The organism is Paenibacillus sp. IHB B 3084 (genome assembly GCF_001447315.1).
GTDB lineage: Bacteria > Bacillota > Bacilli > Paenibacillales > Paenibacillaceae > Paenibacillus.
On sequence record NZ_CP013203.1, the window covers coordinates 4,209,808 to 4,224,787 of the forward strand.

Annotated in this window: 10 protein-coding genes and 3 pseudogenes; 12 read left to right on the forward strand and 1 reads right to left on the reverse strand. The window is 48.6% G+C overall.

Annotated elements, in window-relative coordinates; all coding sequences use genetic code 11:
• Window positions 1–50: 50 nt before the first annotated feature.
• The 12 genes and pseudogenes from ASL14_RS19810 to ASL14_RS19865 all read left to right on the forward strand — a co-directional run bounded on the left by ASL14_RS19810 (window position 51) and on the right by ASL14_RS19865 (window position 13,863).
• On the forward strand, window positions 51–1,118 hold the full coding sequence (locus ASL14_RS19810) for an AI-2E family transporter (protein ID WP_134913168.1): 1,068 nt from the start codon (window positions 51–53) through the stop codon (window positions 1,116–1,118).
• Window positions 1,119–1,460: 342 nt separating this feature from the next.
• Window positions 1,461–4,094 (forward strand): alanine--tRNA ligase, encoded by a 2,634-nt coding sequence (gene alaS, locus ASL14_RS19815; protein ID WP_134913169.1) that lies wholly within the window; start codon window positions 1,461–1,463, stop codon window positions 4,092–4,094.
• A 136-nt stretch (window positions 4,095–4,230) separates the two neighbouring features.
• Window positions 4,231–4,491: an IreB family regulatory phosphoprotein gene (locus tag ASL14_RS19820; RefSeq protein ID WP_007431624.1), complete on the forward strand. Its 261-nt coding sequence runs from the start codon at window positions 4,231–4,233 to the stop codon at window positions 4,489–4,491.
• 9 nt (window positions 4,492–4,500) lie between these two features.
• Entirely contained in the window at window positions 4,501–4,917 is a 417-nt protein-coding gene (gene ruvX, locus ASL14_RS19825; RefSeq protein ID WP_014282932.1) for a Holliday junction resolvase RuvX, read from the forward strand.
• A 13-nt stretch (window positions 4,918–4,930) separates the two neighbouring features.
• Window positions 4,931–5,233 (forward strand): DUF1292 domain-containing protein, encoded by a 303-nt coding sequence (locus tag ASL14_RS19830; RefSeq protein ID WP_134913170.1) that lies wholly within the window; start codon window positions 4,931–4,933, stop codon window positions 5,231–5,233.
• Window positions 5,230–5,535 (forward strand): DUF1292 domain-containing protein, encoded by a 306-nt coding sequence (locus ASL14_RS19835; protein ID WP_134913171.1) that lies wholly within the window; start codon window positions 5,230–5,232, stop codon window positions 5,533–5,535. The genes ASL14_RS19830 and ASL14_RS19835 overlap by 4 nt, the downstream gene beginning before the upstream one ends.
• A gap of 215 nt (window positions 5,536–5,750) precedes the next feature.
• Window positions 5,751–6,658: pseudogene (mltG, locus tag ASL14_RS19840) on the forward strand (endolytic transglycosylase MltG).
• A 218-nt stretch (window positions 6,659–6,876) separates the two neighbouring features.
• A pseudogene (locus tag ASL14_RS19845) lies at window positions 6,877–7,527 on the forward strand (peptidase U32 family protein); the annotation flags it as partial.
• A gap of 102 nt (window positions 7,528–7,629) precedes the next feature.
• Window positions 7,630–8,961 carry a peptidase U32 family protein gene (locus ASL14_RS19850; protein WP_134913172.1) on the forward strand — a complete coding sequence of 444 codons (1,332 nt, stop codon included), beginning with the start codon at window positions 7,630–7,632 and terminating at the stop codon, window positions 8,959–8,961.
• 223 nt (window positions 8,962–9,184) lie between these two features.
• Entirely contained in the window at window positions 9,185–11,434 is a 2,250-nt protein-coding gene (locus tag ASL14_RS19855) for a methyl-accepting chemotaxis protein (RefSeq protein WP_134913173.1), read from the forward strand.
• A gap of 369 nt (window positions 11,435–11,803) precedes the next feature.
• Window positions 11,804–11,905 carry a sporulation protein YjcZ gene (locus ASL14_RS19860; protein ID WP_082067271.1) on the forward strand — a complete coding sequence of 34 codons (102 nt, stop codon included), beginning with the start codon at window positions 11,804–11,806 and terminating at the stop codon, window positions 11,903–11,905.
• Window positions 11,906–12,054: 149 nt separating this feature from the next.
• A complete protein-coding gene (locus tag ASL14_RS19865; protein ID WP_189338185.1) occupies window positions 12,055–13,863 on the forward strand; it encodes a peptidoglycan D,D-transpeptidase FtsI family protein in 1,809 nt (602 codons plus the stop codon).
• Here ASL14_RS19865 and ASL14_RS19870 read toward each other — a convergent pair.
• A pseudogene (locus ASL14_RS19870) lies at window positions 13,818–14,971 on the reverse strand (AI-2E family transporter). The gene ASL14_RS19865 and the pseudogene ASL14_RS19870 sit on opposite strands and share 46 nt — an antisense overlap.
• Window positions 14,972–14,980 lie beyond the last annotated feature (9 nt).

The window sequence follows — 14,980 nt, forward strand, 5'->3', positions numbered from 1 at the left end:
AAGGTACAGGCATATACTGAATAGAGGCTAGTCCGGTAAGGGGGCACGGTATGGAGCAATTAACCAAAAGCAGGCTGTTCCGATACGGAATATGGACGCTGCTGGGACTTGTCATTCTATATTTTATCTGGCTGCTGCGGCCTATGTTTTTGCACCTGTATGATTTTCTAAAAACGATTATTGCGCCATTTGCGGTGGCGATGATTATTTCCTATGTGCTTAATCCTGTGGTCAATATGCTGGGCGGACGCAAGGTACCTCGAAGTGTAGCCGTTCTACTCATTTATGCCGTATTTTTGGGCAGCCTCGTCGTTATTCTGATGCACCTGATTCCGATGTTTATTGAACAACTGGATGAGCTGAATGAGCACCTGCCCGAGCTAACCATACATGCACAGGGATTAATGACGAACATGGACGGGAGTATTTTACCCCAAGGGGTGCGCTCGGGCATGAATCAGTGGTTTTTTCAACTTGAAAACCGGATGGCTACAGGCATTGCCGCTTTTATGGACAACATCGGCGGGATGATCAATATGTTGTTCAATGTGTTCATTGTGCCGTTTCTCATTTTTTATATTTTAAAGGATTTCGATGTGTTTGAAAGGGCCATTGTGTCTTATCTCCCGCGATCGCGCCGCAAGGCTATTGTAACGGTGCTCAAGGAAATTGATCAGGCGCTCGGTAACTATGTGCGTGGACAACTGCTGGTGTGTGTCATTATCGGGGTGATGGCCTATATCGGATATATGCTGATTGGCATGCCTTATGCGCTGCTGCTGGCAGGAGTGGTGGCTGTGTTCAATATCGTGCCGTATTTAGGCCCGTTTTTGGGGGCTGCTCCAGCGGTCGTTATGGCTTCTACGGTTTCTTTTAAAATGGTGCTGCTGGTCGTAGTCGTCAACACCTGTATTCAAGTGCTGGAAAGTAACGTCATTTCTCCCCAGGTGGTTGGACGAACCTTGCATTTGCATCCGATTGCCATCATTTTCGCACTGCTGGTGGGCGGGGAAATAGCGGGAATAACCGGGTTGATTTTGGCGGTTCCGGTGATGGCGGTCTTGAAGGTGGCGCTCCAGCATTTTTTTGCTTATTACGTGAAGCGCAAAACGATCTGATTTCGTTTCATATCCCCGTCTGAAATCGCGTTGACACGGCTAAATGACACGGATATACTGAATTGAGTATGTTTAAATGTGTTTATCCAGTAGGGAAAGCTCATTTCGGAGTGCGGGCTGAACCCGCCGGGATGCTCCCGTTACCAGTGAAAACAAGGCGATCGCTCGTCCGTTAATCAGATGTTGGGTGCGCAGCTTGCGCATGTAGCATTTCGTACAGAGGGGACGACGATAACCAGGGTGGTACCGCGATACAATCGTCCCTGATCCGTTCAGGGGCGTTTTTCTGTTTTTATGGCCTGTGCCAAGTACAAGTGACACTATAATTAGGAGGCTACTTATATGAAAGCTAGTGAAATCCGCTCCAAATGGCTGGAGTTTTTTGAAAGCAAGGGACATGTGATTGAACCAAGCGCACCGCTTGTTCCACATAAGGATCCTTCCCTGCTGTGGATTAATGCGGGGATGGCACCGCTTAAACCTTATTTTGACGGACGTGTGAAGCCGGAGAATCCGCGTATCGCCAATTCGCAAAAATGTATTCGCACGAATGACATTGAAAATGTCGGCAAAACGCGCCGTCACCACACCTTTTTCGAAATGCTCGGTAACTTTTCCATTGGTGACTATTTTAAGGAAGAAGCCATTACATGGGCATGGGAGTTTCTGACTGATCCGAAGTGGATCGGCTTTGACCCGGAGCGTCTGGCTGTAACCGTGTATCCTGAGGATGAAGAGGCGTACAAGCTGTGGAACGAAAAGGTAGGACTTCCTGCTGAACGTATCATCAAACTGGAAGATAACTTCTGGGATATCGGCGAAGGCCCTTGTGGACCTTGTACGGAAATCTTTTATGATCGCGGCGAAGCTTACGGCAGCGACATGACGGACCCTGAAATGTATCCGGGCGGGGAAAACGAGCGTTATCTGGAAGTATGGAACCTCGTATTTTCACAATTCAACCATAACAAGGATGGCAGCTACACGCCGCTTCCGAACAAAAATATTGATACAGGCGCCGGATTGGAGCGTTTTGCATCCATTTTGCAAAATGTGGATTCCAACTTTGATACGGATATTTTCCAACCGATTATTCAGAAAACAGCCGCTATGGCAGGGGTTAAATATAACGAAAATGTGGACAGCGATGTGGCTCTCAAAGTGATTGCCGACCATGTTCGTACCGTAGCTTTTGCGATTGGTGACGGTGTGCTGCCTTCCAACGAAGGCCGTGGTTATGTTATCCGTCGTTTGCTGCGCCGTGCTGTACGTTACGGAAAAATGCTGGGCATGAACCGTCCATTTATGTTTGAACTGGTGGAAACGGTGGGAGATGTCATGGGTGTGTATTACCCTGAGGTAGTGGACAAGCGTGATTTTATCATCAAGGTAATCAAAACGGAAGAGGAACGCTTCCACGAAACGCTAACGGACGGATTAGCTATTTTGGCTGATATCAGTGCTCAGGCAAAAGCGGAAGGTCGTGATGTCATCAGTGGAGCGGACGCTTTTAAACTGTATGATACGTATGGTTTCCCATTCGATCTCACCGAGGATTATGCGGACGAGCAAGGCTTAAAAGTAGACCGTGAAGGCTTTGATGAAGCGATGCAGGAGCAACGGCAACGTGCGCGTGACGCTCATCAGGACAATGCCAGCATGAAGATTCAGGGTGGAGCCTTGTCTGACCTGGCGGTTAAAAGCGACTTTGTTGGATATAATGACCTCATAACCGAGTCGAAAATTGTGGCTATTGTATATGAAGATGTGCTGGTGGACAGTGTTAGTGAAGGACAGACTTGTCAGGTTGTGCTGGACGTGACTCCTTTTTATGCTGAAAGCGGAGGACAGGTCAGTGACCATGGCTTGCTGCGCGGGGGTACGGTAACGGCGAAGGTCGAAGGGCTGTTCAAGGCACCGCAAGGCCAGCATGTACATCAGGTCGTCGTGGAAGCCGGTGAACTGAACATTGGCGATACGTTGAAAGCGGAAGTGGACCAAGTATCTCGCGGTGAAATCGAAAAAAATCACACGGCTACGCATTTGCTTCACAAAGCACTTAAGGAAGTACTGGGTGACCATGTCAATCAGGCAGGTTCACTGGTGGAGCCTGGGCGTCTACGTTTTGACTTCTCCCATTTTGGAAGCATTACGCCGGAAGAACTGGCGGATATTGAGCTGCGTGTAAATCGCGCCATTTGGAGCCAGCTGGATGTAAATATTGAACTGAAACCGATTGATGAAGCCAAGGCTCTTGGAGCGATGGCGCTGTTCGGTGAAAAATATGGAGATATCGTACGTGTCGTCAAGGTAGGCGATTACAGCATTGAGCTGTGCGGCGGCTGTCATGTGAGCAACACCTCACAAATCGGATTGTTCAAGCTTGTCAGCGAGAGCGGCATCGGATCGGGTGTTCGCCGGATTGAAGCAGTGACCGGGCGCTTTGGCTTTGAATATATGGAGGGCCAGTTGGAGCTGCTAAAAGTATCGGCAGGTCTGGTGAAGTCCAAGCTGTCCGAGGTGCCAAAACGCATCGAATCCTTGCATCAGCAAATTAAAGACCTCAGTCGTGAAAATGAATCGCTGCAAAGCAAGCTGAGTGTTATTGAAGCGGGCCAGTTGACCGATCAGGTCGTACAAGCTGGCGGAGTACAACTGTTGGCTGCACGTGTACAGGCTTCCAGTATGGATGCGCTGCGTGCAATTGCCGATGAACTGAAAGGCAAGCTTCCGACTGCTGTGCTGGTGCTAGGGGCTGCGATGGACGACAAAGTTAATTTTGTCGTAGCTGTACCGGCAGAGCACACCAAGGCCGGGCTTCATGCAGGCAAGCTTGTGAAGGAAATTGCTGCGGTATGCGGCGGCGGTGGTGGCGGCCGTCCGGATATGGCGCAAGCCGGAGGCAAGGATGCCAGCAAGCTGGACGAAGCGCTCGTGCGCGCCCGTGAATTGGTAGTGGCGGCTTCTCAAGGATAAAGTTCGATAATTTTTGCGGAATTTTGGAAAAAACCGGACTTAGACATTTCCTTGAAGGGCTCTGCTTATGGTATGATGTATAAGAATAAGCTGGCATAAACATGTACACATGTTTTGTGGAAGCGAGGTGTCAACAGTGGATTCCATGGACAAAACGGTCAAATTTAATGTCAAGGCGGATGAGAAGGAAGCTTCTGCTCAGGAGATTTTGTTGACCGTATATGATGCTTTGGTAGAAAAAGAATACAATCCGATCAATCAGATTGTCGGGTATTTGTTGTCAGGTGATCCGGCTTATGTGCCACGGCATAATAATGCCAGAAGCCTGGTACGCAAAAAAGAACGCGATGAATTGATTGAAGAGCTGGTTCGTTTCTATCTGGCCAAGCACCGTTAGGAGACAGGCATGAAAGTAATGGGATTGGATTACGGGGACCGCCGAATTGGGGTCGCCGTAAGTGATGCCTTCGGCTGGACCGCCCAAGGATTGGAAGTCATAGAACGACGCGGTGACGACAGCGAGTTCGGTAAGATTGCAAATCTGGTCCGTGACAATGAGGTCGGCGAGGTTGTAGTAGGCTTGCCGAAAAACATGAACGGTACCGTGGGTCCACGCGGTGAGATTTGCATTGAGTTTGCGAACCGACTCAAGGAGTTACTGGGTTTACCCGTTCACCTTTGGGATGAACGGCTGACGACGCGTTCGGCAGAGCGCACGCTCTTGGAGGCCGACGTCAGCCGAAAAAAACGCAAGCAGGTGGTAGACAAACTGGCCGCAAGCCTGATCTTGCAAAACTATTTGGACGCACACAGTACAAGGTGAGGGGGATTTCGTAATGACTGAAAATCAAGTGGGTATGGAAGAAGAGCCGGAAATTATTTACATTGCCGATGACGAGGGCAACGAGGAAGAGTTCGAGGTCATTATGAAGTTTGAGGTAGACGGTTCCGAAGCGAAGTACATGATGGTTGCGCCAGTGGACCCTGAAGCCGACGAGTCCGATGTGTACGCCTTCCGTTACGAGGAAGAAGGCGATGATATTAAATTGTTTGTGATCCAAGACGATGCCGAATGGGAAATCGTTGAAGAGACCTTTAATACATTCGTGGAAGAAGAGGACGAGGAAGACGGGAAATGACGAACTATTCACGTGAAGACCTGAGCTGGACCTCTGATTTGAAGGAAGCGTTCGGCGGCGATGTAGAGCTACAGGATGAACAGGGCAGTGCGGTACGCATGGAACTGGAAGCAGAGTTCAAGGTAGGAGAGCAACGGTACGCCGTATTGCGCAAACCTGGAGCTGCTGAAGGCGAGCATGAGTTGTACCATGTGAGCCCATCCCCGGAAGGCGATATTTCCATCACCACGATTGAGGATGACGATGAGTGGGAAGATATTTCCGAGCTGTATGATGAATGCACACTACCGGAAGAGCTGTAAGGTCTGGATAACGAGGAGATCAAACCTGAAAGGGCGGACCAGTCCGCCCTTTTTGGCTGTGAAGGAGTTGGGTGGAATTGAAGCGAAGGACGACGTTGGTTACGTTGCTTCTATTGTTTGTGATCATAGCAGGCGGAGCAACTCTCTATATTTGGAATGCCATGCAGCCTGTCCAGACGAAGACGCAGCCGGTTGCATTTACAGTAGTGAAAGGAATGGGTACATCCGCTATAGCAGATACGCTGGAGCAAAAGGGACTCATACGTAATGCGCTCGTGTTTAAGGCCTATCTTAAATTCAAACAGCAAGGCAGTGCGTTTCAGGCCGGAAAATATGAGGCACAGCCCGGTGCTACCTTTGATCAGTTGATTGCCAAGCTATCGGCAGGGGACGTTGTGAAAGAGGAAATGATCCGTTTTACGATACCGGAAGGATTTACGATCAGACAGATGGCTGATAAGCTGCAAAAGGAAGGACTAGCGGACCAGAAGCAATTTTTGCAGCTGGCCAACGATCCGTCCGCTTTTGACGTCGCGCTGGTGCGGGACATTCCAAAGCAGGCGGGGCTTCGCTATGCGCTGGAAGGCTATCTTTTCCCGGAAACCTATGAGCTGAAAAAGGGCAGTACGACCAAAGATATTATACAGGCGATGCTGGAACAGACGCAAAAACGTCTGGAGACCGTTCCCGATTTGGACGCCAAGCTGAAACAGCGGGGGAAACGCTGCATCAACTGCTGACCGTTGCTTCTCTGGTGGAGCGCGAGGTCGTTGTAGATAATGAACGGCCTGTCGTGGCTGGCGTTATTTATAACCGGCTCAAGCAGGAGAAGAAGCTGGAAATTGATGCTACCGTTCAATATATGCTGGACAAGCAAAAGGAACGGCTTTATTACAAGGATCTGGCTGTAGAAAGCCCATATAATACGTATTTGCATCAGGGGCTTCCACCGGGGCCGATTGCAAGCCCCAGTCTGAAATCAGTGGTGGCGGCTTTGCAGCCGGATGCTACGGATTATTTATTTTATGTGACCAAAAAAGATGGAACGCACGGACATTTGTTTGCCAAGACATATAAAGAACATTTGCATAATATTCAGGTAAGCAACCGTAAGACAAATTAGGAGGTGAGCCTATGGCTTACAAACCCGAACTATTGGTAACTGCCAGCTCTCCGGAGGATGCCCGTCAAATGCTGGAGGCTGGAGCCAGCGCATTACTTATTGGAGATGACCGTTTCGGAATGCGGTTACCGGGACATTTTACACCGGATCAAATCCGTGAGGTTGTAGAAGAAGCTCGGAAGCATGCGGCCCAGGTGTATGTATCCATGACCAATTTGATGACGAACGAGCTGTTGCCGTTCCTTCCCGAATATGTGCAGACGCTTGCTGAATGCGGCGTAAATGCCATTGAGTTTAATGATCCGGCCGTATTAATGGCGGTGAAGGAATATGGGGCCCATCTGAAGCTGTTCTGGAACGGTGAAATGATTTCCACCAACTTCGCAACCGCCAACTATTGGGCAGAGAAGGGGGCTTCGCGTGTCATTCTGGCTCGTGAGCTCAGTATGGACGAAATTACGGAAATGGTGCCCAAGCTGAACATGGAGGCACAGGTTCAGGTACATGGAATGACCAATATTTATCATTCCAAGCGCAAGCTTGTACAAAGCTATATGCTGCATCAGGGACGTCCGGTGGAAGGTGATCTGGGCAGAGAGCGTGGTTTATTTTTGATCGAAGCAGAGCGGCAGGAAGAGAAGTTTCCGATTTATGAGGATATCAACGGAACGCATATTATGAGCTCGGACGATTTTTGTATTATGGAGGACCTGCATATTTTGATGGAGGCAGGCGTGCATAGCTTTAAAATCGAGGGCTTGTTGAAGCCTACGGCTTATAACGCGGCAGTTGTTCGTGCTTATCGCAAGGCGATGGATACTTTTACAGCCGATCCGGACGCTTATGCTTATGATGAAAGCTGGCTGGATGAGGTTCGCCGTCTTCAAGATCCTGAACGGGAACTGTCCTTCGGATTTTCTATAAAGAACAGGTTTATTAATTTGAAAATGAGTACACTGAGGGGGAACGTCATGGGAACGATGACCAAAACGAGAAAGTATATGGGCAAGCGGAATCGTCTGGATAAGCCGGAGCTGCTGGCTCCTGCCGGAAATCTGGAAAAGCTGAAGTTCGCTATTCACTATGGCGCGGATGCCGTGTACATTGGTGGACAAAAATACGGTCTGCGCTCCAATGCCGATAATTTCAGCTTTGAGGAAATGCGGGAAGGCGTAGAGTTCGCGAAAAAATATGGTGCCAAAGTTATTGTTGCTACCAACATCTATGCGCACAATGAGGATATTGCGGGGATTGAAGAATACCTGCGTAATTTGCACAAGGCGGGTATTCATGCTGTCATCGTCGCTGATCCTGCGATTGTATCTGTGGCATTGCGTACGGTGCCGGAGCTGGAAGTGCATTTGAGCACTCAGCAATCGACGCTGAACTGGCAGGCGGTAAAGTTTTGGAAGAATGAAGGACTGCCGCGTGTGGTACTGGGCCGTGAGACCAGCCTGGAGGAAATTGAAGAAATTAAAAAGCATGTGGACATCGAAATCGAAGCCTTTGTCCATGGTGCGATGTGCTCTTCATTTTCCGGCCGTTGCGTGCTGTCCAATCACTTTACGGACCGAGATTCCAATCGTGGGGGCTGCTGTCAGTCCTGCCGCTGGAAGTACGATCTGTTTGAGGATGCCCGTCAAGACGAGGTGTGGATATCTGAGGAAGAGGCGCAGGATAGTAATGTGCTGAAGCAATTCCAGCTTGGCGTTAATCAGCTTCCACTGTTTGAGGAAAATGATAATGCTTTTTCCATGGGCTCTAAGGACCTTTGCATGATTGAAAATGTCCCTGATCTGATTGACGTCGGTGTGGATAGCTTCAAAGTAGAGGGACGTATGAAGTCCATTCACTATGTGGCTACGGTTGTAAATGTCTATCGTCAAGCGATTGACTCCTATATGGCTGATCCTGAAAATTATGTGCTCAAGCCGGAATGGATTGATGAAATTAACAAGGCGGCCAATCGTCCGCTGAATACCGGCTTTTTCTACGATACACCGGATCATGAGGATCATATTTATGAACCGGAAGAAAAGGCTGCACCTTATGATTTTGCCGGACTGGTTATGGACTACGATGCTGAGAGTGGTATAGCCACCATTCAACAGCGTAACCATTTTAAACCGGGACATGAAATTGAATTTTTTGGTCCGAACGGTACGTTTTTTAAACAAACGGTCGGAACGATCTGGGATGAAGAAGGTAACGAACTGGATGCTGCCCGCCACCCGCTTCAACGGATCAAAATGAAGGTAGATCAGCCTGTATCTTATTTTGACATGATGCGAAAAAAGAAGTAATTAAGTCTTAAGTCTTAGATAAAAAGATTCAAAAGCCTCTCCTATCGGTTGGAGGGGCTTTTTTTTGAATACTTTTCTAGGAAAAAAGTTTCACAAAATTTAGTGGGAGTTGAAAGGAAAGCTACATTCCTTGTCGAATAGTTCCGATAGATACGACATAGATAATAGATACATAACGGATACGTGGATCAGGAAACTAATTATAGGGTGGTAGGTGAGAGAGATGGGTTTTTTGAAAAAAGAGGGGAATACAACGAAGAAGCAAGCAAAAGAAAAGGCTATCATTAAAGGTATCAAGGGCAGCAAGGCGACAACGGCTAAAGGAGACAAAGCAGCGGAGACGTCTTCGAAGGTTGTTCCCTGGTTGGTTAAGGCTACTCGTGGAGGCGCATACAATTTAAAGCGCTTACTCAAGCCGGAAAAGTACAGTAAGGATTTTATGCATTTGGTCAAAAACTATAATCCGGTTCGTTCGGTAGGTATGAAGCTGTTTTTGATCTTTTTTACAGCGATTATGTTGTTTGTGATCAGTCTGGGAATGATTTCATATTTTAAAGCCAAAAACACAATTGAACAAAATGCGGCTACCGCATACCAGCAAACGGTTCAACAAACGGCAGAGAAGTTGGATATCATTTTGGAACGCTTTCAAGATACCTCGACGCAGGTGTTTTTTGATACTGAATTAAGTGATCAGCTACAAAAGGCGGCAAAGCAGGAGAAAAATTCGTTTGATTCATTTGTCGCTATGGGTGAAGTAAACAAGAAGTTAACGAATATTGCATTTACAAATAAGGAAATTGATTCGCTTTATCTGTATCCTGAACAGACGGATCTGGCTGCTATGGGCACAGGAACACAAAAGGATGTACGACAGGAAGCATGGTTCAAGGATATTTTAAAAAATAAAGGGATTGTCTGGTTGCCTACACAGGAAAATGAAAATGGCAGCAAGACGTTTCGTCTGGCTCGTTCCATGAACAGCATGTCGGGCTTGGGCGGGACTTACGTCTTGGTCATGGATTTGAAGTCCAGTGCCGTGGATGATCAGTTGAAGAGTATTGATTTGGGCGCGGGCAGTATGATTAGCCTTATTACACAGGATGGCGTTTTTATAGGCTCCAACATTGATGCTCTGGAAGGAGGGAAACAAAAGTTGGATTACGTTTCACAGCTCCAGGGTGTTGAAGGAAATCAAATTTTGGAGCAGTCCGCAGATGGGAAAGTGCAAAATGTGCTGGCCGTGCATAATACACTGGGCACCTCCAAATGGATTCTCCTGGGTGTCGTACCTGTATCTGTGCTGGTTAAAGATGCCGAAGGGATTTTAACGGCGACCTGGATTTTTGCTGCGGTGGCGGCACTGATCGCGTTGTTCATCGGTTTGTGGATAGTGCGCCTTGTGGCTCTCCCTTTAACGCATTTAAAGGATCTGATGCTGGAAGGAGCCAAAGGCAATCTGCAAGTTCGTACCAACTACAATGCGCAGGATGAAATCGGGCAGTTGTCTGTAAGCTTTGATACGATGATGGAGCAGATTACTTTGCTGGTAGATCAGACGAATGTTTCAGCTCAAGAAGTGCTGGATACAGCGACGGAACTCAGTAATGCCTCGAAGAAAACGGCCATCTCAGCTAAGGAAATTGCAGCGGCTACTGAGGAGATTGCTCACGGATCTGCCAGTTTGGCGACAGAGGCTGAACGTGGCAGCGGACTGACAGGAAACATATCACAGCAAATGGATACGGTTATAGCTTCCAACCATGAAATGAGCAAGGTTGCACATGAGGTCGAGCAATCCAGTGAACAAGGAACGGTTCAACTGAAACACCTCCTGAGTAAGACCCAGGTCACCGAAGAAACGACGCATGCGCTTGTGAGCAAAGTAGACAAGTTGAAGGAGACGACTTCCGATGTCTTCAAGGTGCTGGACGTGCTACAAGATATTGCGAAGCAAACAAATATTTTATCGTTGAATGCTACGATTGAAGCGGCAAGGGCTGGAACGGCAGGGCGTGGATTTATGGTGGTGGCCAATGAGGTTCGGCAGCTGGCTGAACAATCACGTCAAGCCATTCGCACGGCGACGGGAATTATTAATAACATCGTCGGTGAGATGAATGAGACGGTTCAGGCGTTATCGGAGGTGTACCCACTGTTCCGACAGCAGATGGGAGCGGTACAGGAGACGACGGACATTTTCCAATCGGTACAGCAGCAAATGGGAGAATTTGCGCTTCGATTGGGTACGGTTACCTCATCCATTCAGGAGCTGAGTGAATCGCAGGCGATCTTGTCGGAGGCGATGACCAGTGTGAGCGCGGTAGCGGAACAATCCTCCGCCACTTCGCAGGAAGTCGCTTCTCTCAGCATCGAGCAGGCAAATATCGGGAATCAACTGGTAGGATTGTCTGATAAGCTGGAAGGGGTATCTGTCAATTTGAAGGAGCAGCTTTCACGGTTTACCGTGTAAAGCATGGGTCTTCATAAATTGTAGGAGCTTGCTCTCGTTTACAGGATTATCTTGTTATATGAATTTATTGTTTACCCAGAAGCCCTTTCCTTAGCCAAGACCTTGCATAGCCTATACAGTACGTTAAAACAAAGGAGGCGTTCTTGTGGAGGAAATGGAAAGAGGCTTCGGAGGAGTGTGGACATCAATAGCTGCTATCCTGACACTGTTTATTTTGTTAGTGATCATCTTGAAAACATTTCTCTTATAACATTGTGGGCTCTACTGCGTTGTACTGGTAGAGCCTTATTTGTTTGCCTGAATGCCCTGCCCTTGAGTAATCTCCTACATATGCTGAAGTGTACTACACATCAAAGGAGGGATCGAGCCATGGGTGGATTTGAAGGTGGTTACGGCGGTTGGACTTCTACTGGTGCAATTTTGGTACTCTTTATTCTGTTGGTTATCATCACTAAAGCAATTTGGATTTAGTTCGTAAATAATCGTGAAGGCAATGTTTAATAACCACTCGGCTTCCCAAGCTGGGTGGTTTTGCTTTTCAACAAAACGACATACCATATAGCATACAGATTGGAAAAAACAATTACAGGACATACTACTGGAAAAAAGATGAAAGAAGGATGCGTGTGCCGAGGCGTGGCAGCAGTTTCATTCGAAAACGTCGAATTGCATATATGGCTGTAGGCATTACGGCATTGCTACTCCTTTTGCTATTACGGCTGGCCTGGATACAGGGGACGGCAGGTATCCACATGTCCGCTTACGGAGGGCATTCGCTCAAGGAAATGTCTGTACGACAGCGACAGGAGGGAATTGCAATCGACTCGGGGCGGGGGCAATTTACGGATCGGTACGGACGCCCGTTAACTGGGAGCGTGGCATGGACACCAGTGCTTTTTCCTGATGTGGATGGTAAAACAGCCCTGCACGGAGAACAGCTTGCCAAGCTGCTGCGGACAAACAAGAACGAGCTGCTGTCTCGATGGAAGAGGCTGCAATCCCCGTTGTTATGGCGAGATGGGCGTGGAGAACCCCTGCATATCAAGCCTGATGAAGCGGACCAACTGCTTAGCCTCGCACCTTCTCTGGTAGAGCTTGTACCGTATTCGATACGCTACAATAATGTACCCAATGGCAAGCAGTGGCTTGGATTTCTGTACGAACGACCAGATCGACCGGGGCAATTGCCAATCGGGGCAGCCGGGCTGGAAAGAACGCTGGAGCCACTCCTGAGTGGTGTGGGTGAAACCTTCGTTTCCCGATTTGTGGATGCGCAGCGCCGTCCGCTGGCTCATGCGCCGTTACGGGTCAGTGCGCCATCCAATGATCACTATCCTCTACAGGTCCAGACGACCATTGATCTTCCATTACAGCAGCAGCTTGAAAAGCTGACGGAAACCAATCATCTGGCAGAAGGGGCGGTGGTTGTGCTGGATGCAGGGAACGCTGATGTACTGGCGATGGTGTCTCGTCCCTTTTATAACCCTGGTCGCGTCGATCCACAGCAGACAACAGGCTGGTCTAATCGCGCCCTCAAGGCGGTGACGCCCGGCTCCATTTTCAAGCTTGTTACGGCGGCTGCTGCGCTTGAATCGGGGGTAGTCCAACCGAAGGAGCAATTCCATTGTCATGGGACCTATGGGAAGTATGGTTTGGCATGCTGGAAAAAAGAAGGACACGGCGCTCTGAACCTGGAGGAAGGGCTCGCCGTATCCTGTAATATCGTGTTCGCTCATCTGGGTGAACGGCTGAGCCCTGCCCAAATTCAGGCGACAGCCTCTGCGCTCGGATTGAGCCGGACCGTAGGCTGGCAGGAGCGGAATCTTGCAGGCATGTCGCAGTTCAATCCGTTGGATCACGAAGAAAAGGGAGCCGTATTCGGCTCCCATACGTATGCGACTGATCCGGGTGTACGTGTCCAGACAGCTATCGGCCAGCGAGACGTGCTGGTCACGCCCCTCCAAGCCGCCAATCTTATCGTGACATTGCTGCATGATGGTCAGGTGCATGCTCCACGGCTGGTGAAGCACGTCGGCTACGCAGACGGAGGTACGTTGCTGGATCTGCCAGCTCACGCTTCTCCATCACCCGAAGGAAGCCATCCGATTCACGCTTCCACAGCTCGTACGCTTCGCGAAGCGATGGAGAAGGTCGTAGCCCACGGCACAGGTGCATCCTTGCGTGGCAAGTCGTGGCATCTGGCTGGAAAATCGGGCACAGCCCAGGCTCTAAAGGATGGTCAACCCGTGAATCACCAATGGTTTATCGGGTATGGCCCGGTGGAGCACCCTCGTTATGCCGTTGCCGTCTTGGTACAAAATGCGCCACAGCATTCTGCAAATCAGGCAACAGCACTGTTCGGTCAAGTGATGGACCTGTTAGCTCAATTTTCCTCGGTCCCACGAGAAGCTACACGCTCTTCCTCCTGAATTTTGACGATAAAGGGAGGCTCCTCGAATTCCTCTGTCGGAAATCGAATCCATTGCTGCAAATAGCCTTGCTGCCATAATTCCTTCAGTAAAATGATCAGGATTGGAGACAGGATCAACCCGGCCAATCCGAAGATCGACAACGAGATGATGGCAAAGGAAAGCATCAGATAAGCGGATGAAATGCCGATGGAATTACCGGTGATTTTAGGCTCTGCGAGCTGGCGGACGATTACCGTAACAGCCATGACTATGAGCAGCCCTACAGCCAGGCCGGTGTTGCCCGTGATGAACAAATAGACTGCCCACGGAATAAAAATAACAGGTACACCCAGCAGTGGCAAAATATCGAACAAAGCCGCCACAAGAGCCAACGACAGGGCATTATCCACCTGCAAAATGAGTAAACCTATAAATACGAGAACAAAGGTAATTCCCACCAGCATGGCTTGTGCCTTCAGAAAGGCTGAAATCGCTTTGAGTACATGATTTTTTAGAAAAAGATAAGCGGTTTTAAGCGTCTTGGGTGTTTTACTGCGAGCAATGCCCTTCCAGAGATTGATCTCCATACTTAAAAAGAAAGCTAAAATAATGGCAACTGCAAAGTTGCCCATAAAGACAGTGAAGGAGCTGAGAAACTGTATGAAAAGGATAGCCCCAGCTGTGCCCATTTGGTGGCAATGGCGGTCGCAGTTTCAAAATAATCATTAACACGTTCGGTAATCCCCGGCGGTAAAGCGGCAATTTTATCTTGGGAAAGATGAAGATACCGCGTGAATTCCGTTTGGATAATTTGGGTATACTGTGGGAGATTTTGCGCCACTTTCGTAAATTGCGTAACCAGAATCAGACCCAGTCCAAAAAAAATAGCGAGTAAAAGGATGATAAACAGCAAAACGGAGAGCGCGGAAGCGAAGGGCTTCTTCATACCTTTGCGGTTGAAATAACGGGCCACAGGTTCAATGCACCAAAACACAACGAACGACAGGAACACAGGGGCCGCGAGCTGATACAGCTTACTGGATACGAACATAATTAAATACACGGTTAATACAATCAGGCCGATATCAAAAACGGTCCGCCAATATTTTTTGTACAATGGTAACATATGTATACA